This is a genomic window from Methylobacterium gregans (assembly GCF_022179245.1).
Classification (GTDB): domain Bacteria; phylum Pseudomonadota; class Alphaproteobacteria; order Rhizobiales; family Beijerinckiaceae; genus Methylobacterium; species Methylobacterium gregans.
In genome coordinates this window covers 51,746-75,796 of record NZ_BPQM01000047.1, presented here as the reverse complement: position 1 = coordinate 75,796, position 24,051 = coordinate 51,746, and the positions used below count along the sequence as shown (strand labels likewise).

Below are 24,051 nucleotides of genomic sequence, written 5' to 3'. Positions count from 1 at the left end.
GGCGGACTAGCTCACGCATCGGGTCAAGAACTCGATGGCGACGATGCAGTCCATCGCCCACCAGACGTTGCGCAACGCGGGCGGCCTTGACGAGGCCCGCGAGACACTCGACGCGCGCCTCGCGTCCCTGGCGGCGGCCCACGACGCCCTGATCCGTGGGGATTGGGGAGGGGCGACGCTGGGCGAGATCGTCGAGCGGGCCTTGCAACCGTTCCGGAGCGGCGCCGCCAGGCGCTCCACCGTCGCCGGTCCGGAGGTCTGGCTGTCGCCGCGGGCGAGCCTGGCGTTCGTGATGGCGTTGCACGAGCTGGCGACGAACGCGGTGAAGTACGGTGCCCTGTCGAACGATTCCGGCCGGGTGGTCCTCGACTGGGGGATCGTGGAGGGACGGCAGCCACCGCACCTCTGGCTGCGCTGGGAGGAGATCGGCGGCCCACCCGTCGCGAAGCCGGAGCGGAACGGCTTCGGCTCGCGCATGATCGAGCGGGCACTGGCGATGGAGCTCGGCGGCACGGCTCGGATCGCGTATCGCCCGGGCGGAGTGGTGTTCACGGTCGAGGCCCCGGTGCCCGAGGTCGCCGTCGCAAGCCAAGCGTAGGCGTCGAAGGCGACGATCGACGTCGGCGTCCCGCGGCGCCCCACACGTAATGCCGGCGTAAGGCTTCGTGTGCCAGAAACCATGCGACGACGAGAACGCCTGGGGAATGCCCGCCGATGGACCTGCCGCCCCGCCTCGCGAAGCGGCTGCGCTCCGCCCGCACCTGGATCGCGCTCGGCGTCCTGGCGCCCCTCGGCATGCTGGTCGTGTCCGGCCTGATGCTGCTCGACCTGCGCCGCGACGCCTGGGTCCAAGCGGAGCAGACCTCGAAGAACCTGCTGCAGGTCATCGAGCGCGACATCGCCCGCAACGTCGAGATCTTCGACCTGTCCTTGCAGGGCGTGCAGGAGAACCTCCGCGCCTCCGAACTCGACGCGGTGAGCCCGGCGATGCGCCAGCTCGTCCTGTTCGACCGTTCGGCGACGGCCCGGGACATGGGCGTCATGCTCGTGATCGACGAGCGCGGCAACATCGCGGTCGACGCCGGGGCGCTGCCGCCCCGCAAGGGCAACTACGCCGACCGCGACTACTTCCGCGTCCACGCGGAGCGCACCGACGTCGGCCTCCACATCGGGCGGCCGCTCGTCTCCCGCCTGACGGGCGAGCGCATGCTCCCGTTCAGCCGCCGCATCTCGAAGCCCGACGGCTCCTTCGGCGGCGTGGTGCTCGGCACCCTGAAGCTAGCCTACTTCAGCCGGCTCTTCGACCAGCTCGGCCTCGGCCCCGAGGGCGCGATCAACCTGTACCTGCGCGACGGCACGCGCATCATGCGCCACCCCTACGAGGAGGCGGACATCGGCGTGAACATCGCCGGAGCCCCCACCTTCAGGCGGTTCGTGAGCGCCCCTTCGGGCAGCTTCGTCGGCACCTCCGTCCGGGACGGGATCGAGCGGCACTACGCCTTCACCCAGGTCGGCGACCTGCCGCTGGTGCTTAACGTCGCCCTCGCCACCGACGACATCGAGGCGGGCTGGCGCGCCAAGGCCGCCGTCATCGGCGCGATCGTGCTGGTGCTGTGCGGCCTGACCGCGACCCTGTCGCTCTCGTTCGGACGCGAGCTGCGGCGCCGGGACGCGATGCAGGCCGAGCTCGCCACCTTGTCGCAAACCGATGCCCTTACGGGCCTGGCAAATCGGCGCCGCTTCGACGAGGTGTTCGAGACGGCTTGGGCCAGCGCACGGCGCACGGGCAAGCCGCTGTCGCTCCTCATCGTCGACGCCGACCACTTCAAGCGCTTCAACGACCGGTACGGCCACGCGGTCGGCGACGCGGTGCTCAAGGGGCTCGCCCGCTGCCTGTCGGCGAGCGTGCACCGGCCCGACGACCTCGTGGCACGGGTCGGCGGCGAGGAATTCGCGGTCCTGCTGCCCGATACCGACGTGGAAGGCGCCGAGCGTGTCGCCGGGAAGGTGCACGCGATGGTCGGGACGCTCGCGGTCGCCTCCGCGGCCATCGGCGCGGGCTCGGTCACGGTCAGCGTCGGCCTCGCGGGCGGCGTCGGCGGGGCGGGCGTGGAGGCGGAGACAGTCTACCGCGCGGCGGATGCGGCGCTCTACGCGGCCAAGGAAGGCGGACGCAACCAGACCCGGCGCGCGACGGCGGCTGGCCAAGTCGCCGAACGGTCAGCTTTCCTGCGCGTGGTCCAGGCTTGATCCGGGACTAGCTCCCACGCGGCTGCTGAGGCCAGCCACAAGCGGGAACGGACCTCGGCGGGCATCGGAACCCGTCAGGCGGCGGGGCCGGGTAGCGGTATCCGGACCGAGACCCGCAGGCCGTCGGGCGCGAAGTCGACTTGGACCTCGGCTCCCGTCTGTGTCGCCAGGACCTTGTTGAGGAGGCGGTGCCCGCAGCCTGCGCGCGTGGGATGGGCCACCGGTGGCCCGTCGTGCTCGGACCACGTCCAGCAAAGGCCGCGGCCCGCCGGTCCGTCCTCCACCGACCAGGTCACTTGAAGCCGGCCGTTCGGGTCGGCCAGGGCGCCGTGCCGCAGGGTGTTGGTGGTGAGTTCGTGCAAGGCCATGCCGACCGGAACGGCGAGCTCCGACGGGAGCACGACCCTCGGGCCCTCCAAGATCAGGCGCCCGCGCTCGTCGTAGGGCCCGAGCTCGGCCCGCAGCAGACTTTCGAACGAGGCCGCCTGATCCCGGTCCTCGGTGATCAGGGCGTGCGTCCGGGCCAGGGAGCCGATGCGACCGGATAGGGCGCGGGTGAACTCCGGGACCGAGAGCGAGGAGCGCATGGTCGCGTTCAGGACGGCCTGAACCGTTGCGAGGGTGTTCTTCACCCGGTGGTGCAGCTCGCGCACCAGCAGCGCCTGCCGGTCCTCGCCGGCGCGCCGCTCGGTGACGTCGCGCTGCGCCGAGACCCAATGCGTGATGCGCCCGCCCGGCTCTCGGACGGGCGTGATCAGCCACTCGACCGTGTAGGTGGAGCCGTCCTTGCGGTAATTCAGCGCCTCGCCCTGAAAGCGCTCGCCGGCTTCGAGGGCGGCCCGCATGCGATCGAGGACGGACCGGTCCGTGCCCGGTCCCTGCAGCAGACGCGGCGATCGACCGACTACCTCGACCGCCTCGTAGCCGGTCATAAGGGTGAAGGCAGGATTTGCGGCCCCGGTTCTTCGAGGTCGGCGGAGGTGATGAGGATGGCTTCCCCGGACGCCTCGACCGCCGCGCGCAGCAGCGGGAGGTCGACCGCCGCCGGCCCCATCCCGTCTTCCCCAGCCACGCCATCCTCCCGTCCGACCGCCCCCACCGCGTCGCCGGCCTGGCGATGCATGCGCGTCCGGGCACCCGACGTCCAACCGGCAACCTGTCCCGGGGTTGCCACGCTCGGCGCCCAGGGCTGCGCCGCATCGTCCCAGGTACCTTCGGCTTCGCGGTTTCGCCGCGGCTGACACGAAGAACGCGCCAGCGTTGCAAGCCTTTAGCCCCTTGGCGTCCGCCCCGGGGCCGACCATGCCGGACCGTTCCCTGTCAGGCCTAAGCAGGACCGTCCGGCTGTCGCGTATCCTTACGGTCCTGGTCTCGCACCAGCCAGTGCACAGCCCCAAGGGCCAGGACGGCGGCGGCCAACCCGATGATGGTCAGTGGCTCGGTCTTGCTCGCGTCCAGGATGATGAACTTGCGGGCAAGCGCCAGCAGCGCGATTAGGATGACGGTGCGCAGCTGGATGATGCTCTCTTGCCGGTGCAGCACGCTCAGGATCGAGTGGTTGAACTCCAGCGCGATCAGCACCGTGAAGATCATGCCGAACACGGCCTGGAACACGCTGTGCTCGGCAGGGTCGAGCAGGCCGAAGATCACAAGCAGCACCACGCGGACGCAGAGGTTGATCATCGCCGCGACGATGACCAGGCCGATCAGCCCGGTGAGCACCACGACGACCACCTCCTCGAAGCGCTCGTAGAGGCTCAGACCAGGCCACGCCTTGCGCGTGTCGCGCAACGTGTCTGCGGCCGCCGAGACATGTCGGGAGAAGAAGGACGGCCCTTCGTTCCGATCTGCCCTGGCCGGTCCGGTCACTGGTTCATCCACGTCTTCGCCCACAGCCTGTTCCTGCAACGCTCATAGGCCCTTGCTCGCGGGATGTCGCGCTTCATCGACAGCCCTCTGCCACCCAGGGCCATCATCCAGGCCGCAATCGTCCCGGCTCAGATCCCCGCCGCCTGTCTCATCCCTCGGCCGATCCCCGCGTCGTTGCCTTCTCCGGAAGGCGCTCGCTGGCAGTCGGCGTCCAGGAAGCGGAGGGGGCACGGGTTTACGGTCGGGACCCTTGCGAGGCTGCGGGTAGCGAAGGTCGAGCAGCCCCTGGAACGCCAGGGGCGCCGATAGGACGGTCAGGCCCCCCGCGGCGATGCTCGTGAGGACAAGACCGGTCAGCATGGCTGTGCCGCCCGGGGAGGATTGTCATGCGGCGATGTCCGGTGAGCCCTCCCGCTCCTGAGCCCCGTTGCCGCGATCGCGACGACCGCAGCCCCAACGACGACGTGCGCACAGCTCATCGCCGAACGGCCGTCCCACCCGAGAAGCCAGGGTGCAATTATGAGCCCGGCCCCCCGACGGCCTGGCCCCATGCCTTCCAGCCGCGGAAGGCCAGCGCGGCCGAGAAACCGAGCCGCATCACCAGGGCGCCCCCGAACACCGCGCTCCAGACCGCCAGCGGGTCGATGGCCTCACCGAGCAGCCACGGTGTCGCGGCGAGGACAAGTCCCAGAAGCCCGCTCAGAAGGTTGAATGCGGCGCGCTGCTCCTTCCAATCCCTTCCCATTTTTGACCCTCCTTCCTCGAAGCAAAGGTCGTCGACGACTGCTTCCATCATGCCTGCAGGCCCAGGCGGCGCCTGCCCTCTCCATCGGCTCCGATCGATGTGCCCGCACGTTCAGGCAGCGAGCTCAGCCTCCCCGTACGTGCGCGGAACGCCCGCGGCCGGCGCGAACGGCTTGGGCCGCCACGTCTCGCCCAGGCGCAAGAGTGCGGCCTTGACCTCGTCGAGACGAGACGGCTCGCCCTCCGCCATGCCCTCGCCGGCCGCCACCTCCTTGAGGTACTCGTCCCAGGCCCAACGGCGCAGGAGCTCGCGCTTGCACCCGCGCATCAGCCGCGGATGATCCAGGACATCCTGCGGCGTAGCGAAGACGGCCGCCGGGTTCACGAGGGCCCGCTCTAGGTCGGGCAATCCTCCTTGGTCACGGGACTTCTCGACTTGGGAGTCCGCGGCCTGCGGCCGAGGCAAAATCCTGATCGGCCGCCCCAGGGGCGGAGCGGGACGCCTGTTCCACTGCCACGGTGGAACCAGGGTGACCGAAGCGGTCCGCCCGGGGGCCGCGCCGATGACGAAGTCGAGGCCCTGGCGCTCCGCGTAAGTTACCGCCTCCGCCCTCGTGGCAAAGGTCAGCCGAACCTCCGTCGCGAGGGTGTCTTCGCCGCCTGTCCAGCCCATCAGGTCATCGATCTCGGGCGGCGTTTCGCGCTCGAACGTGAGAACCCACTCGTCCGCGTGCGCACGGCCTGCCGTCTCGACCGACCGGCCGCGGCGCCGAATGTAGGCTCGTCTCCGAGTAAGCCAGGGCACGGCTGGAATCGACGAGGGCGGATTGTTGTGACCGATGCCAATCACTTGATCCTGCATGACGAACTTCAGGTTCGATCCGGCGGGTTGATCAGGCGCCTAGGAGCCCGAGGCGCGCAGCGGCCTGTACGCCGAAGCTCGTGGCAAAGGAGAGCAGCGACCCGTCCCAGGCAGTGAACCGCCCGCGCTTGAACGGCGGCCCGGCTGTCGTGAGCGCAACGCCGAGCCAGACGAGACCGGCTAGGTTCAGCATCGCGGCCAGAATCCAGGGCACGACCGCTGCCGGCAGAAAGGCCGAGACGCCCACGCAAAGGGCGGTGGACATCGCCCAGTCGCAGAGAACGGCCATGCTCGCGCCTTGCCGCGGCTCGGTTCTCGACGAGGACCGCAGCATGGGCGGGCGCCAGGCCCGATCTCTGAGGTGGAATGTCGCCATCCTGTCTCTCCCGGTCTCAGTTCAGGCCTTCCCGTGAAGCCGCTCCGTCGCGGAGCCGGCGGTACCGGAAAGCGAGCGGGAACCGCTGCTCGGGCTCCTCGCCCGTCGCCGGATTTGGCGTATCTTGGTCGAGCGCCTGCAACGCGCTTAGGATCGCGTGGAGCGGCACCGGCTCGGCGCGGCAGCCGGGCAGGCAGCGCAGGGTCGGGCAGGACTCGACCGCCCGGACGTCGGACGCCCATGAGGCGAGGATCGCCCGCTTCTCGGCAGTCGACAGATTGGGATAGGCCAGGACCTCGCGCGGATGGCGGAACACGTCGCCAGGCGCGATGAAGGCCTCAAACGGATCGACGGCCGAAGTTCTGAGCGTCGCGGCGGCAACGGGGCCGAGGTGTTCGATGGTTGTCTCGATCTGCTGCATGTGAACCCTCCTCTGTTGAGCAAAGGTTGGACAGCCGGCGCGACCCGCAGGCCCGCGCCGACCGCCATGTCATGCGTTCAGTCCTTTCTCTCTCGCCTTGTATGGGGGAGGCTCCCGATCAGTGCGGTGTCGACTGCGGCGTGCCGCCGTTGATCGCGATCCGGCGGCCGCGATCCGGCGCCTTGGCCGAGCGGGGCAGCGTCACGCTGAGAACCCCGTTCCTGAACGAGGCCTCGGCCTTGTCCTCCTCCACGGCGAACGGGAGGGCGAGGCTGCGCTCGAAGCGGCCGTAGGAGCGCTCCGTGTAGCCGCGCTCCTTGTCGGTCGTCTCGGCGCGCTTCTCGCCGCACAGGGTCAGGACCCCGTCATCGATCGTGAGCTCGACGTCCTTCTCGTCCAGGCCCGGCAGTTCGGCCGAGACGCGCAAGCCCTGCTCGGTCTCGACCATCTCGACGCTCGGCCAGCCAAGGCCACGCATCGCCGGCCCGAGGGCTCCACCGCCCAGGCCGCTGAACACGTCGTCGAACAGGCGGTTCATCTCGCGGTGAAGCGTCAGGAAGGGGCTCGCGGGCTCGTCCCGCATCCGGCTCGGCACGGGAGCGTTCGTGCTGCGGCCCCAGGGGATCAGATCTCTCACAGCCATGACTCATCTCCGTCAGCATGTCGGATGGCGCGCACTCGCCCTCGCGGGCCAGCCGGCCCGCGAGTTCGTGTCGTTGTTCGAAGAGGCCAGTTCAGGCGGCCTTGGCCTCGCCCTCGATCTGGGCCGGCGCGTTGTCCTGCCCGACGGCGGCCTGCGTGCCGCCGATGGCGATCCGACGGGGCTTGAGTGCCTCAGGCACCTCTCGCTTCAGATCCACGGTGAGCAGACCGTTCTCCAGCGAAGCACCCGTCACCTTCACGTGCTCGGCCAGGTTGAAGGTCTGGCGGAAGGTGCGGGCTGCAATGCCGCGGTGCAGGTACTGCCGCTCGCCCTCCTGGGCCTTCCTCTGGCCCGAGACGAGGAGCGTGGTGTCATGCTGGGTGAGTTCGATCTCGTCGGGCGTGAAGCCGGCGACCGCCATGGTGATGCGATACTCGTCCTCGGCCACCTTCTCGATGTTGTAGGGCGGCCAGGCAGCAGATGCTTCAGCGCGTTCGGCCTGCGTGAGAAGATCGAAGACCCGGTCGAAGCCGACCGAGGAACGGAATAGGGGCGCAACGTCGTAGGTCCTCATAACCACATCCTCCGATGAGCAACGTGACTACAAGGGACGCCGGACACCGGGTGGCCGGCGCCCATAGCGCGAGCCCTTTCGGGCCTCGCACGCGCGTAACGCCACGGGTGCACGCTGGTTCCGGCCGCGCCAGAAATTTTTTTCCTGCCTAGAGAGTATTGCACGGCGCCGTGCGACTTCCGGGACGGCCGAAGCTTCGCAGCCCCATCGGGGACGCACCAGCGCCTTGCGCCCCTCATGACGGTGAGGAGACTGTGGGATCGGGGACGAGCCTCCAAGAATGCTGCGCGCGTCCCGTCTCTGAGCGACGTTGGACGAGTTCAGGGCCCGACCGTGTAACTCAGCCGGCACAGGCGGAATGTATCTTGAATGTCCGGTGGTGTCCGGCTTGGCATGTTCCCCTGCAGGATCTCAACTGCACGGATGAACCGCCGGACGCCTGCCCGCTTCGCTTGCCTACTCTCCGTGGTCATGCTGGTTGCTTCGCCGGCAGGTGCGCGGGACGGCGACGATGCGGTCGAGGGCGTGGTCGGCCCCTACGGCGAGCGCCCGCGCTACGACGAGAAGGGCCTGACGCTGACCTTCCCCGAGGAGGCGAAGCTCCAGATCGGCGGGCGGCTTCACGTCGACGCCGGCGCCGCGGGACTGAGCCTTCCCGGCCTGCCGGGCGCTTTCCCAGACAACGTTGCCGTGCGCCGCGCCTGGATCGAGCCGACGCTGACCATCGGCAAGGACTGGGTGATCGCCTTCCAGTACGACTTCAACGACGCGATGTTGCCCATCAACGACGCCTTCGTCGCGTGGAAAGGCCTTCCGGACACCATCCTCACGCTCGGCAACATGAAGGTGCCGTTCAGCCTCGAATGGCTGCAGAGCAACAACGACACGCTGTTCACCGAGCGCTCGCTCGCCAACGCCCTCGTGCCCGAACGCCGCTTCGGCTTCGCGGTCGGGCATCACGGTCAGGCCTGGACGGCGGTCGCCGGCGTGTTCGGGAACGCGGCGAGCAACGGCGTGGCCGGCGATGGCGTCGCCGCGGCCGGCCGGGCGACATGGGCGCCGGTCATGGAAGAGCGCGAGACCCTGCATCTCGGCGTCGCCGGGATCTACCGCAGCCGCTCCCGAGGCGACGCCGACTTCAGCTTCTCCAGCCAGGCGGAAGCGTTCCTGTTCGGACGTCCCTTCGTCGATACCGGGGACCTTCCGGGCGTGGCGAGCGTGTCGCGCTTGGGAGCCGAGCTCGCCTACCGCAACGGGCCGTTCCTGGTGCAGGCCGAGTACATACGGGCCGATGTCGAGCGGTTCGGTGGCTTGCCGGGCTTCAGCTTCCAGGGCGGCTATGTTGAAGGATCGATCGTCCTGAACGGGGAGGGTCGAGCCTACGCGCTGACGCCCCAGGGCGGGACGACCTACGCGACGTTCAAGAGCGTCAAGGTACGCGACGACCGGCGCGTCACTCGCGGCGGCGTCGGCGTCTTCGAGATCGCTGCCCGCCTCAGCGCCATAGACCTCGACGACCGTCGCCTGCGCGGGGGCACCGAGCGGGACGTGACCCTCGGCCTGAACTGGTACCCGGAGTCGAACCTCCGGTTCGTTGCCGACTACATCCACGGACGGGTGCGCCCGGGTGCAGCCCAGTCCGACGCCCTCGGCAGCGCGCCCTTCTCGGTGGACACCTTCATCGGGCGGATGCAGCTTTACTGGTGAGCCCTCCCTCGACTCCAGCCCTGCATCAGGGGGCACGCCTCGCCAAGCCCGGGCGACATCCGCGAGGACGCCGCCCGGGACCCTGGTCAGCGGCTCTTCTTGTAGAGCTTGCTCGCGATCTCGAAGATCTCCTCAGGCGCGTAGTTCGGCGCGAAGGCGCCGTAATTGCCGTCGAGCTCGGGGATCTTGCCGCCTTCGGGGAGCCCGTCGACGACTTCCAGGTTGCCCGGCGGATCGCCCGGCAGCGCCACCTCGTCGTTCGACCAGACGCCGGCGTCTCCCGGCGCGGGTTTGCGCGCCTGGGGAGATAGCGGTCGGGCCGAGATATCCAGGTTGGAGCGCGGTGTCCCTTCGAGTTGCGGGCGTGGGGCGTGGATCTCCCCCTGCGTCGTCCCATGCGCTGACAAGGGTTTAGCTTGACGTTACCGTGCCCGCCTGCCGGGATCTGTCCCACGCCACGGGGCCTGGATCGAGCCGATGACGAACCCTGCGACGCCCCTTCCGACCGGTGGGGTATCCCGGATCTCGACCGGCGTACCCGGCCTCGACGCGGTCCTATGCGGCAGCCTGACCCCGAGCCGGCTCTACCTGCAGGTTGGCACGCCCGGCACCGGCAAGACCACGATGGCGCTCCAATTCTTGCGCGAGGGGGCGGCCGGTGGCGAGCTTACCCTTTACGTCACCCTGTCCGAGACCACGGAGGGATTCCGGGCGGCCGCGACCCATGGTTGAACCCTTGACGGCATCGACGTCTGCGCGGTCGTCGACCGTCTGGATGCGCAACTTCATCGAGGCGCTGACCCCCGACCGGGAGGGACTGCTGACTGTGGATAGGTAGGACACATCGGAGGCCGCGCGGCACGCGGTTCAAGCGAGGCCGTTGCCAGACGCTGCGGAACCGCGTGCCGGTTTCGCGGACCTTCGTGAGACGTGCGTTCCGAGTTCCGATGCAACTGCCCCGTGACGACACCCACCACCCCCGGGCCGAAGCCTTCCGCGCCTTCATCCGGGACGCGGCCTTCCCCTGCGTCGGCGCCAAGTCGGCCCTGAGCAAGGGCCAGATGCGCGTGCTCGTCGCCCGCGACATCACCTCGGCCTGGGACGACATGCGCATCTACCCGGCGCTGATGGCGTTCGCGGCGCGCTACCGCCGCCGGCCCGACCTCTTCCAGAGCTTCGCCGTCATTTTCGAGGGACCCGGCGACCTCGACGAGGCCGGCTTCGAGCGGCACCTCTGGGACCGGGTGCAGTCGCTCGCCGACAAGGATGCCTGGCTCGGCCATCCCTGGGATGGTCGCGTCGCGCAGGAGCCAGACAGCCCGCACTTCTCCCTGAGCTTCGCCGGCGAGGCGTTCTTCGTCGTCGGGCTGCACCCGCATGCCAGCCGCCCGGCACGCCGGTTCTCCTCGCCCGCCTTGGTGTTCAACCTGCATGCCCAGTTCGAGCAGCTCCGCGCGGCCGGCCGCTACGAGAAGCTGCGCTCCTCCATCCTACAGCGGGACGAGGCGCTCGCCGGCTCCGTGAACCCGATGCTGGCCCGGCACGGCGAGGCGTCCGAGGCGCGGCAATACAGCGGCCGGGTCGTCGGCGAGGAGTGGCGTTGCCCGTTCCGGCCACGCGGCATGAACACCGGGGGCGCCGATGTGCGCTGACGCCGGCACCCACGAGATCGCGCCGCGCTCGGGCGTCGCCTTCACGCTCGACAAGGGCGATAGGCTTATCGTCATCGACCCGCGCGGCGAGCAGGTGGCGGACCTCCTGGCCTTCAACCGCCACGACCTCGACGAGGTGATCTCGTCGGGCCGAACGCTGGACTACGCGAGCCGCATCTACCTGACGACCGGCGACCCGCTCTACTCCAATCGCTCGAACGTGCTGCTGCGCATCGTCGAGGACACGGTCGGGCGCCACGATTTCCTGCTGACGCCCTGCTCGGCCGACACCTTCCGCATCATCTACCGCGACGCTGACCCGCACCACGGCTGCTTCGGCAACCTCGCGGCGGCGCTGGCTCCTTACGGCATCGCCCCGGACCGCATCCCGGTGGCGTTCAACTGCTTCATGAACGTGCCGGTGGACGCGGCGACGGGCGCGTTGGCGGTGGAGCCCCCTCTCAGCCGGGCCGGCGACCGCATCACCTTCGAGGCGGAGGCGGACCTGGTGGTCGGCCTGACCGCGTGCTCTGCGCCGCAGTCGAACAACGGCAGCTTCAAGCCGATCCACTACCGGATCGAGCGGGGGAGCCGGAGCGGGTGCGACGGTGACGACCCGCGCGGACGCGACGCCGTTCGCAACGCTTCGGCGTCTGGCGCGTAGCCTCGCCGGGTCCCTCCCGGGGCCGGCAAGGAGCGAACCGGGCATGGCACATAAGCCGCTGCGCGAGCAGGTCGTCGTGATCACCGGCGCGTCGAGCGGCATCGGGCTGGCGACCGCCCGCATGGCCGCGGAGCGCGGCGCCCGGGTGGTGCTCGCCGCCCGCAGCGCGGAGGTGCTCGCCCGCATCGCCGCCGAGCTCGGCCCGAAGGCCGCCTACGTCGTGGCCGACGTGGGCCGGCACGAGGACGTCCTCGCCATCGCCGACAAGGCCGTGGCAACGTTCGGCGGCTTCGACACCTGGGTCAACGTCGCCGGCCTGACCGTCTACGGTCCCTTGCGCGAGATCGCCCACGAGGACCACGAGCGCCTGATCCGGACCAACCTCTGGGGCACGGTGAACGGTTCGCTCGTCGCCGCGGAGCACCTGCGCCGGCGCGGCGGAGCGATCGTCAACGTCGGCAGCATCGCCTCCGACCTCGCCTTCCCCTTTCAGGGCCTCTACGCCACGAGCAAGCACGCGGTGAAGGGCTTCACCGACACCCTGCGCATGGAGCTGATCGCGGAGGGCGCGCCGGTCTCGGTCACCCTGGTGAAGCCCGCCTCCATCGACACGCCCCTGCCGCAGCGTGCCCGCAACTACATGGACCGCGAGCCGACGCTGCCGCCGCCGATCTACCCGCCGGAGGAGGTGGCCAACGCCATCCTGCACGCCGCCGTGCACCCGCAACGGGGCATCGTCGTGGGAGGCGGCGGCAAGCTGTTCGTGATGGGCAAGGAGTTCGCGCCGGGCGCCTACGACGAGCTCGCGCCGGCCATCATAGCGCTGCAGAAGCGGTCTGAGCCTCCACGGGATCCGCAGGGTGCCCTCCATGCGCCGCGGCACGCCGGCTCGGTCCGCGGGGACCCGCCGGTCTACGTCATGCGCACCAGCGCCTACACCCGGGCGACCCTGCATCCGCTCGCGACGGCCGGCGTGCTCGCAGCAGGCTTGGCCGCGACGGCCGCCGTGATCCTCGGCACGCGATCCAGGCCGCGCCATCGCTGATCTTGGGCGCCTCGCCGCGCCGGAACCAAGCCGCGCCCGACCTCCTTACCCATCCGATACGCGACGATCGGAGACGACCGACCATGAAAGCACTCACGTGGCAGAGCCGGGGCAAGATCACCTGCGAGACGGTGCCGGACCCGAAGATCGAGCATGGGCGAGACGTCATCATCAAGGTGACCGCCTGCGCGATCTGCGGCTCCGACCTGCACCTGATGGGCGGGTTCATGCCGACGATGAAGTGCGGCGACATCCTCGGTCACGAGACCATGGGCGAGGTCATCGAGGTCGGCAAGGACAACCACAAGCTCAAGGTCGGCGACCGCATCGTGGTGCCCTTCACCATCTGCTGCGGCGAGTGCCGCCAGTGCAAGTGGGGCAACTGGAGCTGCTGCGAGCGCACCAACCCGAACGGCAAGCTGCAGGCCGAGACCTACGGCTACCCGCTTGCCGGCCTGTTCGGCTTCTCCCACATCACCGGCGGCTTCGCCGGCGGCCAGGCCGAGTACCTGCGGGTGCCCTACGCCGACGTCGGGCCGATCGTCGTCCCCGAGGGCCTCACTGACGAGCAGGTGCTGTTCCTCTCCGACATTTTCCCCACCGCCTACCAGGCCGCCGAGCACTGCGACATCGGCCCGGAGGACACCGTCGCCATCTGGGGCTGCGGCCCGGTCGGCGTGCTGGCGGTGAAGTGCTGCTACCTGCTGGGTGCCAAGCGCGTCATCGCCATCGACAGCGTGCCGGAGCGCCTGGCCCTCGCCCGCGAGGCGGGCGCAGAAACCATCGACCTGTCGAGCCAGAACGTGCAGGACACGCTCATGGAGATGACCCACGGCCTCGGGCCCGATTCGGTCATCGAGGCGGTCGGCATGGAGTCCCACGGGGCCGACACCACGCTCCAGAAGGTCTCCTCCGCCATCATGGAGCACACCGTCAGCCTGGAGCGGCCTTTCGCGCTCAACCAGGCCATCCTCGCCTGCAGGCCCGGCGGCAACGTCTCGATGCCCGGTGTCTTTGCCGGTCCGGTGGGCCCCGTCGCCCTCGGCGTGCTCATGAACAAGGGCCTGACCCTGAAGACGGGTCAGACCCACATGGTGCGGTATATGAAGCCGCTGCTGGAGCGCATCCAGAAGGGCGAGATCGACCCCTCCTTCATCGTCAGCCATCGCTCCACGAACCTGGAGGAAGGGCCGGCACTCTACGAAGCGTTCCGCGACAAGACCGACAACTGCACCAAAGTGGTGTTCAAGCCGCACGGCTGACGCCGGCCAGGTCCCGGCCGCGAACGGCCTCAACGCATGAAGGCACGATGGTGGACGACACACGCGACCTCGCCCTGGTCTTTGCCGGCGGCAACGCCGTCGGCGCCTACCATGCCGGGACCTACGAGGCGCTGCACGAACATGGGCTCAGGCCCGATTGGGTCGCAGGCGCATCCATCGGCGCGGTGACGGCCGCCATCATCGCGGGCAACGCCCCCGAGGACAGGGTCGCCAAGCTCCGGATGTTCTGGGACGAGGCGACCCAGGCCACGGGCCCGAGCGCAACCGGGCTGCTCAAGCCGCGCCAGGTCTACAACGGGCTGCACGCCCTACTGGCGCTCGCCTGGGGACGCCCGAGCATCTTCGGCCACCGGTTGCCCGGCCCATGGTCGGCGCTGCCATGGGTGCCGAACGACGTGGCCCTGTTTGACAACAGGCCGCTTCTCCGGACCTTGGAGCGCCTCGTCGATTTCGAGTGGCTGAACAGGGCCGACACCCGCCTGACGGTCGGCTGCGTCGACATCGAGACTGGCGATGAGGTCTACTTCGACACCGCCCGCCAGGAGGTCCGGTCCGAGCACATCCTGGCCAGCACGGCGATCCTGCCCGCCTTCCCGCCCGTGGAGGTGGACGGGCGCGTCCTGTGCGACGCGGGCTACACCAACAACCTGCCCCTCGACCCGCTCTTCGAGACCGAGCCGGAGCGGGACCTCCTCTGCATCGCCTCGGACCTGTTCTCCCTGCGGGCGCCGCGTCCCGCCTCCCTCGACGCGGTGCTGGAACGCGCCAACGACCTCATCTTCGCCAGCGCCCCGCGCCGGGCGGTTGCGGGCCTCAGGCGCGAGTACGAGTTGCGCGAGAGGCTCGATCCCGAGGGACCGGCGGTGACGCTGCTCCACCTCGTCTATCAGGCCGGTGCCGACGAGCTCGCGGCCAAGAGCTTCGACTTCTCGCCCTCGTCCATCCGCGACCGCTGGGCCGCGGGCGGAAGGGACGCGGTGCGTGGCTTGGGGTTGTTGAGGGCGGACAAGCGTGCGAGCGGCCGCTTCGAGTATCTCACCCTTCCCGACAGCCTCGGCACCCGGAAAGCCGCGGAGCCTCGGGCCGCTTCCGCGGTGGCGTAACGTCGGCGGTGCCGAAGGTAGCCGACCTCGTGGCGGTCGGCGAGCCGGCCAGGCGCGGGCTCCCGTCAGGCCGCCACGCCGAGGCCCCCTTCGAGGGCCGGGTGGCGCAAGCCGGCGCGGACGTCGAGCCCCGCCGTGCCGCCCTCGCTCCACGCGACCGCCGCCGGCGTGCGCCCCCCGTCGGTCGTCTCGAACTCGACCGCTTCGCCGGGCGCAAGTTGCGGGGCGCCCGCGATGCGGGCGCCGTGGGAGGAGACCTCCGCGAGGCGCACCGAATGCCGCCGCCCCCGCACGTGCAGGAAGGCCGCCTCGTCGACGGCGACCCGAACCGTGCCGCGGCGCTCCTCTAGGTCGGTCGTGACCCGCTGCACGAACTGGGTCACCGAACGCGCGAGGTCGGCCGCGACCGCCTTGAGGGACTCGGACGCGGTCAGGGCGCTGTCGGCGTGCCGCTGCGTCTCCAGGGTGGCCTGCGAGACCGAGACGGCTCCGGCGTGCGCCTCGGAACTGCCCTGGGCGACCTGCGCCACGGTGCGGGAGATCTCCTGCGTCGCCGCCCGCTGCTGTTCGACCGACACGGCAATCGACGTGGTCAGGGCGTTCACCTCCTGCGTGGCCGAGGCCATCGCGTGGACGGAGCCGACGGTGCGCCGCGTCGAGGCCTGGATGGCCTCCACCTGGGACACGATTTCGTCGGCCGCCCGCATGGTCTGGCCTGACAGCGCCTTCACCTCCGATGCCACCACCGCAAAGCCGCGGCCGGCGGCGCCGGCGCGCGCCGCCTCGATGGTGGCGTTGAGCGCCAGGAGGTTGGTCTGGTCGGCCACCGACTTGATCAGGCCCATGACGGTGCCGATGCGGTCGGCCACGACGGCGAGCTGCTCGACCTCCTCGTTCGTGTTCCGCGCGATCTCGGTCATGCGCGCGATGAGCTGGCTCGCCCGCTCCGTCTGACCGGCGATGTCGGAGATGGAGGCGCTGAGTTCCTCGGCCCCCGCCGAGACCGAGAGCACGTTCTGCGCCGTCGCCGACGCCGTGGCCTCGGAAGCGGCCGCTTGACGGTTCGAATGGTCGGCGACGTCGCTGAGGGCGAGCGCGGTCTCGCGCATGCCGCCCGTCTCGCGTTCGACCGTGCGCTCGATCTCGACGAGGGCGTCGCGGAAATCGGCTACGACCTCGCCGAGGCGGCGCTGGCGGTGGGCCTCCAGGTTACGGTCCTGGCCGGCCGCCGCCTCGGCGCGGCGCTGCGCCAGCACGCTGTCGGCGGCCTGCCGGGTGGCCGCCTCCGCGGAGGCCAGCGCCTTGGCGAGCTGGCGGGCAGCCAGCACCAGGGCGGCGGCCTCGGTGACGAGGACGACGGCATGCAGCACGACACGCAGGTACTCGGCCCCGTTCGGGAAGACCGCGGCCGGGTAGAGTACGTTCAACGCGAGGTGGTGGACGGCCACGACGCCGGCCGCCACGAGGATGGATGACCAGCAGCACCAGCCGGCGGCGACCGCGAGGGCGGCGAAGAAGACCATGTGCAGGTCGATCTGCAGGTGCGTGCCCGAGGCGGCCAGCACCAGCAGGCCGACCAGCATCATCAAGGAGGCCGACGAGAGGTGGCGCGTGATGGCCGCCGCCCCGTGCCGGCGGGCGGCGGCGAGGGTCGCGCCGGGCAGGAGGACCGCGAGGACCGTCACGGGCACGGGCATGACGTCTCGCCACCAGGCGAATGCCGTGACGATGACGGCGAGCACGCCGAGCGCGCTGAGCATCACCGGCAGGAAGGCGAGGCGAAGGCGGTCGAGGCTGCTGCTGTCGGTCATGACGGGGATGATCCGGTGAGGATTGGGGGAGGCCGGTAGCCCGGGAGGCAGGCGCCCATGGGCCCGGCGGCGAGGACGAGGAAGGCGCCGGCCCGGCGCAGGTCGGCGGCGGCGTCGCGCCCGGAGGCGTCGAGCACCGCAACGTGCCCGCCGGTGGAGAGCCAGAGGATGGAGGCGCCCGAGGCGGCGACGGCCTTGGGGATTGGGGCGTCGGGGAAGAGGGTGAGGACCGCGATGGGTTCGCCGGGGCGTGGCGCGAGGGCGAGGGCGACTGGGGCGAGGCCGCAGCCGGCGACCAGGGCGCATGCCAAAGCGGCGACCCGGAGCGGCGGGAGTGTCGTGGACGTGTCTCGTGTCATGCGCCCCTCCATGCCCGCCCCCGTCCTAGCCGACCCGACACCCTGATACGGGCGAGATCGACGCTAGCCCCCGCCGACAGGCTCAGGCGCGTTTGCGATCATCGGCGATGACGGGATCCGTACCATGCGTGTGCTGGGCGAACTGTCCGATGGGCGACGGGCGGCCCATCAGGTAGCCCTGGGCCGCGTGGCACTGTTCGGCGGCGAGGAAGCCGAGCTCGGCGTCGGTCTCGACGCCTTCCGCCAGCACCGGCAGGCCGAGGCCGCGCCCCAGGCCAAGCACCGAGCGCACGATGGCCGCGGTCTGCTCGTTGCTGTCGACGGAGCGCACGAACGAGCCGTCGATCTTGATCTTGTCGAACGGGAACGAGCGCAGGTTCGAGAGCGACGAGTAGCCAGTGCCGAAGTCGTCCATGGCGATGCGCAGCCCCAGCGACTTCAACTGCCTCAAGGTCAGCAGCGCTCGGTTCGGGTCGCTGATCAGGGCAGTCTCGGTCACCTCGACCTCAAGGCGGCCGGGCGCCAGCCCGGTCTTGAGCAGCACCTCGTGCACCAGCCCGACGAAGTGCGGGCTGTGGATCTGCACCGCCGAGACGTTGACGGCGATGGACAGCGGGTTCGACCAGGTCGCTGCCTCCCGGCAGGCCTCGCGCAGCACCCACTCCCCGATCTGCAGGATGGCGTCGCTCTCCTCGGCGATGGGGATGAAGAGGGCGGGCGTAACGTAGCCGCGCTCCGGGTGCTTCCAGCGCAGCAGCGCCTCGAAGCCGATGACGGCGCCCGAGCCGACGTTCGTCTGCGGCTGGTAGACGAGCTGCATCTCGCCGCGGGCCACGGCGTGGCGCAGGTCGTGTTCGAGGAGACGGCGCTCGCGGACCTCGACGCCCATCCTCGCCTCGAAGAAACGGTAGGTGCCCCGGCCTTCCGACTTGGCGCGGTAGAGGGCCGTGTCGGCGTAGCTCAGGAGGGCCGCGCGCTCCTGCGCGTCGTCCGGGTAGAGGACGACGCCGATGCTAGTGGCGATCTGCGGGCCGCCCGCATCCGCCCGGCCGGAGCGCAGCGCCTCAAGGATGCGCTCGGCGAGCCGGCCGGCCTCCGACGGGCCGCCGCAGGGCATCAGCACGGCGAACTCGTCGCCGCCGAGCCGGGCCATCATCTGGGTGTCGTCGAGCTCGGCCGAGACGATCCGGGCGACGTTCTCCAGCATGGCGTCTCCGGCCGCGTGGCCGAACAAGTCGTTGACCTCCTTGAAGCGGTCGAGGTCGAGGCAGAGCACCGCGAGCTTGCGCCCGCCAGCGTCGACGGCGCGCATCTCCTGTTCGAGCCGCTTGCCGAAGCTGGCCCGGTTGGCCAGTCCGGTGAGGGCGTCGTGGTGGGCGAGGAACTGGATCTGGCGCTCGGCCTGGCGCCGCGCCCGCAGGTCGCGCACGGCGACGGCGTAGTGCGGCCGACCGGCGTGATCGACCGGCTGCATGATGATCTCGACCGGCACGAGCGTCCCGTCGGCCCGGCGCAGCTCGGCCTCGACCGGGCGCTCGGGCTGGCCGGCGAGCGCGAGCCGGGCGGCGTTGCCCGGCAGGTACGCAGACAGGGCCGTGCCCGCGAGCGCACCGGACGGCAGACCGATCAGCTTGGCGAAGCTGCGGTTGGCGCTGACGATCGCGTCGCCGGTGCAGACCACGAGACCCTCGACCGCGGCGTTGGCGAGGCTGTGCAGGCGGTCGGCCTCCACCTTGGCGTGACGGCGGTCGCGCACATCGAGCGCGAGTGCGGCCCCGGCCAGCAGCAGGATGGCGAAGCTCGCAAGGGCCACGGCCACCGCGAGCCAGGCGTTCGGGATCGCGGCCTCCGAGACGGCGCGTGTCGGGTCGGGCGTAACGGTGACGGCGCCCATGGCGGTGAAGTGGTGGCTGCAGATGGCAAGCAGCAGCAGGAGCGCCGCCGGCACCTGGCGAACGAGGCCGCGGGCGCCGAGCTGGGCCGCTAGGGCGGCGCCGCCGAGGATGCCGCCCAGCGCGAGCGAGACGCCGACGGTCGCGGGATCCCACGCCTTGTGGCCGGCGACGTCGTAGGCGGCCATGCCGGTGTAGTGCATCGCCGCGATGCCGAACCCGAGGATGGCGCCGCCTGCCCAGGCCGATGCGCGGCCGCCGACGATGACGGCCAGCGAGAGGCCGGAGCCGGCCAGCAGGACGGCAATGACGAGCGAGAGGCCGGTGAGCGCGACGTCGTAGCCGCTCGGCACGCCCGGCACGAAAGCGAGCATGGCGATGAAATGGGTCGCCCAGATGCCAGAGCCGCCGGCCGTCGCCGCCACGGCGAGCCACCCGGCTTGCGGCCAGCCGGCAGCCCAGCGGGCGTGGCTGACGAGGCAGATCGTCGTCAAGGCCGAGAGGGCGCAGATGCCAGCCGCCAAGGCGACAAGCCGGAAATCATGAGCCTCGACGAGACAACCGACGACGGTAAGCATGGGGCGACCCTGGGGACCTTTGAATCCCCATGGTGAGCCACGTCCGTGTAGATCGATTTAAGGGCGCGCAACCAAAATAAGGATCCAAAGGCAACGCCTTGAACCTTTGGTGCGGCCCGCGGTCGCAAGTCTGCTCTTGCTGATCGGACCTAAGGCGACCGACCCGAACGCTCGCAGGGCCGCCTACCCGGCGGCGCCCGCGTCCTCCGCGGTTCCGTGCGACCCGGCCGACACCCTCACGGACACGCCTTTCGTGTCGGTCAGGTGACGGCAGGACTGGCCGTCGCTCTCGCCGCATGCCTCGACGGTGAGGGCAACCGAGGCGGGATCATTCATGGCTTCGGTCCGTCAGCTATCGGCCCTCGAACCGCTCAGCGTGAGGTCGAGGTAAGTCCTGCTGACCGGCTCGATCAGGGCCGTGGTCTCCTCGGCGCCCTTCGTCTCCTCATCGGTGGCGGTCCGGAAGGCTGAGGCTTGTTCGGACTTGCCGGCCAGCTCGGCGATGACCGGCCGTCGAGCCTTCTCGTTGGTGTCGGGTTCGCCCGCCAACGAATCCCCACCATGCGTTGTCGCGAGCGCTGACAAGGGTTTGGCGCGGCGCTAACTTGTGCGCATGTCGTGGCGAGCCCCACGCTACGGAGCCTCGACCGTGACGATGACGGAACATGCGAAAAGCCCACCGCCCGGCGGGGATTCCCGGATCTCGACCGGCGTACCTGGCTTGGATGACGTCCTTTGCGGCGGGCTGACCCCGAGCCGGCTCTACCTGTTGGAGGGTACCCCCGGGACCGGCAAGACGACCTTGGCCCTGCAGTTCCTGCGCGAGGGGACCGCGCGCGGCGAGCGCACCCTCTACGTCACGCTGTCCGAGACCAGCGACGAGCTCCGGGCAGCGGCGGCGACCCATGGCTGGACGCTCGACGGCATCGACGTCTACGAGCTCGTCGACGAGATGGGCCTCGACCCCGATAGCGAGCAGTCGATCCTGCACCCCTCCGAGATCGAGCTCGGCGAGACCGTCCATGAGGTCATCGCCCGCGTCGAGGAATCGAAGCCCGACCGGCTCGTGTTCGACAGCCTCTCCGAGCTGCGCCTGCTCGCACAGAACCCGCTGCGCTACCGGCGCCAGATCCTGGCGCTCAAGCGGTTCTTCGCCAAGCGCGCCTGCACCGTGATGATGCTCGATGACAAGACCTCCGAGACCGGCGACGTGCAACTGCACAGCATCGCGCACGGGGTGTTGTCGTTGGACCAGATGCCCCGCGAGTACGGCTCGGAGCGGCGTCGCCTACGCATCGTCAAGATGCGCGGCATCAAGTTCCGCGGCGGCTTCCACGACTTACTGTTGGAGACCGGCGGCATCCGAGTCTTCCCACGCCTGATCGCCGCCGAGCACCACGCGAGCTTCGACCCTAAGGGCAAGTCCACGGGCTCGGGCGAGCTCGACCTGCTGCTTGGCGGGGGTCTGGTGCCGGGGACCAACACGCTCCTTCTCGGGCCTTCTGGCATCGGCAAGACGACGACGGCCATCCGCTGCATGTTGGCCGCCCTGGAGCGCGGGGAGAGCGCCACCTACTACCTGTTCGACGAGGGGCTGGGGACACTCCTCGCCCGGTCGGCCACGCTCGGCATGGACCTCGCCCCGCACATCGAGGCCGGGCGCCTCGTCATCACGCAACTCGACCCTGCGGAGGTCTCGCCGGGCGAGTTCGCTACGATGGTCCGGGAGGCGGTCGAGGAACGCGGCGCAACCTTCGTGAGCATCGACAGCCTGAATGCCTACCTGCATGCGATGCCGGGCGAGGAGTTCCTGATCCTGCAGATGCACGAGTTGCTGAGCTACCTGAACCAGCAGGGCGTCACCACGCTCCTGGTTCTCGGCCAGCACGGGGTCGTCGGCGAGGTCCGCACCGACGTCGACCTGAGTTATCTTAGCGACTGCATCCTGCTGTTCCGGTTCTTTGAGGCAAAGGGCGAGGTGCGCGCCGCGCTTTCGGTCGTGAAGAGCAGGGTCAACGCGCACGAGCGCAGCATCCGCGAACTGAAGTTCGGGCCGGGCGGGCTCCGGGTCGGCGAGGCGCTTGGCGACTTCGAGGGCGTCCTGTCCGGCCTGCCGGCCTATCGCGGCAAGGTCGCGATGCTCGCGGGCCAGGGCGAGGTCCGGTGACGGCGTCGCCCGCGGCCCACGAGGAACGCATCCTGGTCCTGGCGCCGCGCGGGCGCGACGCCGCGGTGACCGGGCAGGTGCTCGTCCAGGCCGGCGCGTGCGCCGAGGCGTGCCCGGACCTGACCTGCCTGCTGGATGGCCTTGCGGCCGGGGCGGGCGCGGCGCTCGTCACCGAGGAGGCGCTGGAGGGCGACCTCGCCGACCTGTTCGCCTGGCTCGATACCCAGCCGCCATGGTCCGACTTTCCGTTCATCGTGCTGGCCACCCGCCAGGCCGGGCGCCGGTCCGAGCGCGCCGCGCGCCTGCTCGCCCGGCTCGGCAACGTCGTCCTGCTGGAGCGGCCGGTGAACGCCGAGACGCTCGCCAGCGCGGCGGCCTCGGCACTGAGGGCGCGGAGGCGCCAGTACCAGGCCCGCGGGCACCTGCTGGAGCGAGAGCGGGCGCAGGAGGATCTCCGCCTCGCCAACGAGGACCTGGAGCGGCGGGTGGCCGAGCGCACCCGCGAGGTCGAGGCCGCGCACGAGACCCTGGCCTTTGCGCTCGACGCCGCCGGCATGGCGTCGTGGGACCTCGATTACCGCACCGGCGCCTCGCGCCGCTCGTCCCGCTTCGACGCGATCTTCGGCCACGAAGGGAAAGGCCCCCGTTGGGACCGGGAGACGCTCCTCGCCCACATTGTCGAGGAGGACCGCGCAGCTGCCGAACGGGCGTTCGCGACGACCGTGGACACCGGCGCGCTCGACTTGGAATGCCGCATTCGGCGTGCCGACGGACAGGTGCGTTGGATCGCGCTCAGGGGGCAGATCAAGCACGAGGACGGCGCCGCCGCGCGCATCGCCGGCATCCTGATGGACCGTACCGACCAGCGGCTCACCGAGGAGGCGCTGCGGCAGGCCCAGAAGATGGAGGCCATCGGCCAGCTGACCGGCGGCGTGGCGCATGATTTCAATAACCTGCTCACCGTTATCGTGGGCGGCCTCGACATGATGCTGCGGCGGCCCGAGCAGGTCGACCGCGTCAAGCGCCTAGCCGAGGCGGCCATGGGCGCGGCCCGGCGCGGCGAGCAATTGACCCAGCAGCTCTTGGCCTTCTCGCGCCGGCAGATGCTGCGGCCGCAGACGCTCAATCCGAACCGCCTGCTGCTGGCCTTCAAGCCGCTGGCCGAGCGCGCAGCGGGGGGCGCCGTCGAGCTCGCTTTCGACCTCGACCCGGCGCTTGACCCGATCCGCATCGACCCGGCCCAGTTCGAGGCGGCGGTGCTGAACCTGGTCGTGAATGCGCGCGACGCGATGGAGGGGCGGGACGGCCACGCTCATATCGCGGTGACGAGCCGCAACGTCCATCTCGGCACGGGTGCGGTCGCCGACTGGGGCGTGGCGCCGGGGCCCTACGTGGTGGTTTCCGTGTCCGACACCGGCTCAGGCATCCCAGCGGACAAGCTCCAGCGCGTGTTCGAGCCGTTCTTCACCACCAAGGAGGTGGGCAAGGGCACGGGGCTCGGGTTGAGCCAGGTCTACGGCTTCACGCGCAGCGCCGGCGGCTTCGCGAGGATCGATTCCGAGGTCGGCCAGGGCACGACGGTGAACCTGTTCTTCCCGCGCTCGACCGACCCCGCCGGCGAAGAGGTCGGCACGGGTCCGGCCGCGTCCATCCCGCTGCGCCGCGCCGGCGAGGGCGAGACGGTTCTGCTGGTCGAGGACGACGAGCAGGTGCTCGCCATGGCGACCGAGAGCCTGGAGGAACTGCGCTACCGGGTAGTCGTCGCCCGCAACGCCGCCGAGGCGCTGGGGCACCTCACGGGGGTGGAGCGCATCGACATCCTGTTTTCCGACGTGGTCATGCCGGGCGGCATGAACGGGTCGCAGCTCGCGGTCGAGGCGCAGCGGCTCCGCCCGGGCATCAAGGTCCTGCTGACCTCGGGCTACGTCGCCAACCTCGACGAGGGGCAGATGATCGGGCGCGGCGAGCTCCCGGTGCTCAATAAACCGTACCGCCGCGACGAACTCGCCCGCTCCCTGCGGCTGGTGCTCGGGGGAGGCGAGCGCTGACGC

The 24,051-nt window shown here is 70.3% G+C and carries 22 protein-coding genes and 3 pseudogenes; 11 read left to right on the top strand and 14 right to left on the bottom strand.

All coding sequences use genetic code 11. The features are described from left to right. Window positions 1–10: 10 nt before the first annotated feature. Window positions 11–598: pseudogene (locus MFF54_RS10970) on the top strand (sensor histidine kinase); the annotation flags it as partial. A gap of 116 nt (window positions 599–714) precedes the next feature. Continuing rightward, on the top strand, window positions 715–2,250 hold the full coding sequence (locus tag MFF54_RS10965; RefSeq protein WP_238302766.1) for a sensor domain-containing diguanylate cyclase: 1,536 nt from the start codon (window positions 715–717) through the stop codon (window positions 2,248–2,250). Window positions 2,251–2,324: 74 nt separating this feature from the next. On the opposite strand, the gene MFF54_RS10960 is transcribed toward MFF54_RS10965, so the two are convergent. From MFF54_RS10960 to MFF54_RS10920, 9 genes are all read right to left on the bottom strand, one after another. Then, a complete protein-coding gene (locus MFF54_RS10960) occupies window positions 2,325–3,182 on the bottom strand; it encodes an HWE histidine kinase domain-containing protein (RefSeq protein ID WP_238302765.1) in 858 nt (285 codons plus the stop codon). Further along, window positions 3,179–3,373 carry a hypothetical protein gene (locus tag MFF54_RS10955; RefSeq protein ID WP_236961317.1) on the bottom strand — a complete coding sequence of 65 codons (195 nt, stop codon included), beginning with the start codon at window positions 3,371–3,373 and terminating at the stop codon, window positions 3,179–3,181. The genes MFF54_RS10960 and MFF54_RS10955 overlap by 4 nt, the downstream gene beginning before the upstream one ends. Window positions 3,374–3,576: 203 nt before the next feature. Further along, window positions 3,577–4,041 carry a phosphate-starvation-inducible PsiE family protein gene (locus tag MFF54_RS10950; protein ID WP_238302768.1) on the bottom strand — a complete coding sequence of 155 codons (465 nt, stop codon included), beginning with the start codon at window positions 4,039–4,041 and terminating at the stop codon, window positions 3,577–3,579. A gap of 595 nt (window positions 4,042–4,636) precedes the next feature. Further along, on the bottom strand, window positions 4,637–4,864 hold the full coding sequence (locus MFF54_RS10945) for an SPW repeat domain-containing protein (RefSeq protein WP_238302764.1): 228 nt from the start codon (window positions 4,862–4,864) through the stop codon (window positions 4,637–4,639). Window positions 4,865–4,975: 111 nt separating this feature from the next. Further along, entirely contained in the window at window positions 4,976–5,725 is a 750-nt protein-coding gene (locus MFF54_RS10940) for an NADH dehydrogenase ubiquinone Fe-S protein 4 (protein WP_238302763.1), read from the bottom strand. A 31-nt stretch (window positions 5,726–5,756) separates the two neighbouring features. Then, window positions 5,757–5,990, bottom strand: a complete 234-nt coding sequence (locus MFF54_RS10935; RefSeq protein ID WP_238302762.1) for a hypothetical protein — start codon at window positions 5,988–5,990, stop codon at window positions 5,757–5,759. A gap of 127 nt (window positions 5,991–6,117) precedes the next feature. Beyond that, complete coding sequence (locus MFF54_RS10930; protein WP_111473764.1) at window positions 6,118–6,522, bottom strand: hypothetical protein; 405 nt, start codon at window positions 6,520–6,522, stop codon at window positions 6,118–6,120. 118 nt (window positions 6,523–6,640) lie between these two features. Then, window positions 6,641–7,165, bottom strand: coding sequence for an Hsp20/alpha crystallin family protein (locus tag MFF54_RS10925; RefSeq protein ID WP_238302761.1), 525 nt, complete (start codon window positions 7,163–7,165; stop codon window positions 6,641–6,643). A 91-nt stretch (window positions 7,166–7,256) separates the two neighbouring features. Continuing rightward, a complete protein-coding gene (locus MFF54_RS10920) occupies window positions 7,257–7,739 on the bottom strand; it encodes an Hsp20 family protein (RefSeq protein ID WP_111473762.1) in 483 nt (160 codons plus the stop codon). Window positions 7,740–8,162: 423 nt separating this feature from the next. Between MFF54_RS10920 and MFF54_RS10915 the strand changes: the two genes are divergently transcribed. Beyond that, window positions 8,163–9,446, top strand: a complete 1,284-nt coding sequence (locus MFF54_RS10915; protein ID WP_238302760.1) for an OprO/OprP family phosphate-selective porin — start codon at window positions 8,163–8,165, stop codon at window positions 9,444–9,446. A gap of 86 nt (window positions 9,447–9,532) precedes the next feature. On the opposite strand, the pseudogene MFF54_RS10910 reads toward MFF54_RS10915, so the two are convergent. Next, window positions 9,533–9,721: pseudogene (locus MFF54_RS10910) on the bottom strand (manganese catalase family protein); the annotation flags it as partial. Window positions 9,722–9,923: 202 nt separating this feature from the next. Here MFF54_RS10910 and MFF54_RS10905 point away from each other — a divergent pair. The 6 genes and pseudogenes from MFF54_RS10905 to MFF54_RS10880 form a co-directional block, all read left to right on the top strand. After that, window positions 9,924–10,250, top strand: a pseudogene (locus MFF54_RS10905) (ATPase domain-containing protein); the annotation flags it as partial. Between the two features lie 143 nt (window positions 10,251–10,393). Further along, on the top strand, window positions 10,394–11,098 hold the full coding sequence (gene gntA / locus MFF54_RS10900; RefSeq protein ID WP_238302759.1) for a guanitoxin biosynthesis heme-dependent pre-guanitoxin N-hydroxylase GntA: 705 nt from the start codon (window positions 10,394–10,396) through the stop codon (window positions 11,096–11,098). After that, window positions 11,088–11,762 carry a DUF1989 domain-containing protein gene (locus tag MFF54_RS10895; RefSeq protein ID WP_238302758.1) on the top strand — a complete coding sequence of 225 codons (675 nt, stop codon included), beginning with the start codon at window positions 11,088–11,090 and terminating at the stop codon, window positions 11,760–11,762. Before gntA ends, MFF54_RS10895 begins: the two co-directional genes overlap by 11 nt. Before the next feature lie 43 nt (window positions 11,763–11,805). Continuing rightward, on the top strand, window positions 11,806–12,807 hold the full coding sequence (locus tag MFF54_RS10890) for an SDR family oxidoreductase (RefSeq protein ID WP_238302757.1): 1,002 nt from the start codon (window positions 11,806–11,808) through the stop codon (window positions 12,805–12,807). 83 nt (window positions 12,808–12,890) lie between these two features. After that, on the top strand, window positions 12,891–14,069 hold the full coding sequence (locus tag MFF54_RS10885; RefSeq protein WP_012752553.1) for a zinc-dependent alcohol dehydrogenase: 1,179 nt from the start codon (window positions 12,891–12,893) through the stop codon (window positions 14,067–14,069). 47 nt (window positions 14,070–14,116) lie between these two features. After that, window positions 14,117–15,193, top strand: a complete 1,077-nt coding sequence (locus tag MFF54_RS10880; RefSeq protein WP_238302756.1) for a patatin-like phospholipase family protein — start codon at window positions 14,117–14,119, stop codon at window positions 15,191–15,193. Between the two features lie 65 nt (window positions 15,194–15,258). Here the strand turns inward: MFF54_RS10880 and MFF54_RS10875 are convergent, their stop codons facing one another. From MFF54_RS10875 to MFF54_RS10860, 4 genes are all read right to left on the bottom strand, one after another. Next, window positions 15,259–17,004 (bottom strand): methyl-accepting chemotaxis protein, encoded by a 1,746-nt coding sequence (locus tag MFF54_RS10875; RefSeq protein ID WP_238302755.1) that lies wholly within the window; start codon window positions 17,002–17,004, stop codon window positions 15,259–15,261. After that, complete coding sequence (locus MFF54_RS10870; protein WP_238302754.1) at window positions 17,001–17,363, bottom strand: hypothetical protein; 363 nt, start codon at window positions 17,361–17,363, stop codon at window positions 17,001–17,003. Before MFF54_RS10870 ends, MFF54_RS10875 begins: the two co-directional genes overlap by 4 nt. An 82-nt stretch (window positions 17,364–17,445) precedes the next feature. Continuing rightward, entirely contained in the window at window positions 17,446–19,833 is a 2,388-nt protein-coding gene (locus tag MFF54_RS10865; RefSeq protein WP_238302753.1) for a bifunctional diguanylate cyclase/phosphodiesterase, read from the bottom strand. 348 nt (window positions 19,834–20,181) lie between these two features. Next, window positions 20,182–20,382: a hypothetical protein gene (locus tag MFF54_RS10860; RefSeq protein WP_238302752.1), complete on the bottom strand. Its 201-nt coding sequence runs from the start codon at window positions 20,380–20,382 to the stop codon at window positions 20,182–20,184. Between the two features lie 106 nt (window positions 20,383–20,488). Between MFF54_RS10860 and MFF54_RS10855 the strand changes: the two genes are divergently transcribed. Both MFF54_RS10855 and MFF54_RS10850 read left to right on the top strand, forming a co-directional pair. Next, window positions 20,489–22,000 carry an ATPase domain-containing protein gene (locus MFF54_RS10855; protein WP_111474358.1) on the top strand — a complete coding sequence of 504 codons (1,512 nt, stop codon included), beginning with the start codon at window positions 20,489–20,491 and terminating at the stop codon, window positions 21,998–22,000. Continuing rightward, window positions 21,997–24,048, top strand: a complete 2,052-nt coding sequence (locus tag MFF54_RS10850) for an ATP-binding protein (protein WP_238302751.1) — start codon at window positions 21,997–21,999, stop codon at window positions 24,046–24,048. The genes MFF54_RS10855 and MFF54_RS10850 overlap by 4 nt, the downstream gene beginning before the upstream one ends. Window positions 24,049–24,051 lie beyond the last annotated feature (3 nt).

What these genes read in the sequence shown, in the direction of transcription:
- MFF54_RS10965 (WP_238302766.1), top strand. Translation starts at nt 715, where the DNA reads ATGGACCTGCCGCCCCGCCTCGCGAAGCGGCTGCGCTCCGCCCGCACC.
- MFF54_RS10960 (WP_238302765.1), bottom strand. Translation starts at nt 3,182, where the DNA reads ATGACCGGCTACGAGGCGGTCGAGGTAGTCGGTCGATCGCCGCGTCTG.
- MFF54_RS10955 (WP_236961317.1), bottom strand. Translation starts at nt 3,373, where the DNA reads ATGCATCGCCAGGCCGGCGACGCGGTGGGGGCGGTCGGACGGGAGGAT.
- MFF54_RS10945 (WP_238302764.1), bottom strand. Translation starts at nt 4,864, where the DNA reads ATGGGAAGGGATTGGAAGGAGCAGCGCGCCGCATTCAACCTTCTGAGC.
- MFF54_RS10940 (WP_238302763.1), bottom strand. Translation starts at nt 5,725, where the DNA reads ATGCAGGATCAAGTGATTGGCATCGGTCACAACAATCCGCCCTCGTCG.
- MFF54_RS10935 (WP_238302762.1), bottom strand. Translation starts at nt 5,990, where the DNA reads ATGTCCACCGCCCTTTGCGTGGGCGTCTCGGCCTTTCTGCCGGCAGCG.
- MFF54_RS10930 (WP_111473764.1), bottom strand. Translation starts at nt 6,522, where the DNA reads ATGCAGCAGATCGAGACAACCATCGAACACCTCGGCCCCGTTGCCGCC.
- MFF54_RS10925 (WP_238302761.1), bottom strand. Translation starts at nt 7,165, where the DNA reads ATGGCTGTGAGAGATCTGATCCCCTGGGGCCGCAGCACGAACGCTCCC.
- MFF54_RS10920 (WP_111473762.1), bottom strand. Translation starts at nt 7,739, where the DNA reads ATGAGGACCTACGACGTTGCGCCCCTATTCCGTTCCTCGGTCGGCTTC.
- MFF54_RS10915 (WP_238302760.1), top strand. Translation starts at nt 8,163, where the DNA reads ATGAACCGCCGGACGCCTGCCCGCTTCGCTTGCCTACTCTCCGTGGTC.
- gntA (WP_238302759.1), top strand. Translation starts at nt 10,394, where the DNA reads ATGCAACTGCCCCGTGACGACACCCACCACCCCCGGGCCGAAGCCTTC.
- MFF54_RS10895 (WP_238302758.1), top strand. Translation starts at nt 11,088, where the DNA reads ATGTGCGCTGACGCCGGCACCCACGAGATCGCGCCGCGCTCGGGCGTC.
- MFF54_RS10890 (WP_238302757.1), top strand. Translation starts at nt 11,806, where the DNA reads ATGGCACATAAGCCGCTGCGCGAGCAGGTCGTCGTGATCACCGGCGCG.
- MFF54_RS10885 (WP_012752553.1), top strand. Translation starts at nt 12,891, where the DNA reads ATGAAAGCACTCACGTGGCAGAGCCGGGGCAAGATCACCTGCGAGACG.
- MFF54_RS10880 (WP_238302756.1), top strand. Translation starts at nt 14,117, where the DNA reads ATGGTGGACGACACACGCGACCTCGCCCTGGTCTTTGCCGGCGGCAAC.
- MFF54_RS10875 (WP_238302755.1), bottom strand. Translation starts at nt 17,004, where the DNA reads ATGACCGACAGCAGCAGCCTCGACCGCCTTCGCCTCGCCTTCCTGCCG.
- MFF54_RS10870 (WP_238302754.1), bottom strand. Translation starts at nt 17,363, where the DNA reads ATGACACGAGACACGTCCACGACACTCCCGCCGCTCCGGGTCGCCGCT.
- MFF54_RS10865 (WP_238302753.1), bottom strand. Translation starts at nt 19,833, where the DNA reads ATGCTTACCGTCGTCGGTTGTCTCGTCGAGGCTCATGATTTCCGGCTT.
- MFF54_RS10855 (WP_111474358.1), top strand. Translation starts at nt 20,489, where the DNA reads ATGACGGAACATGCGAAAAGCCCACCGCCCGGCGGGGATTCCCGGATC.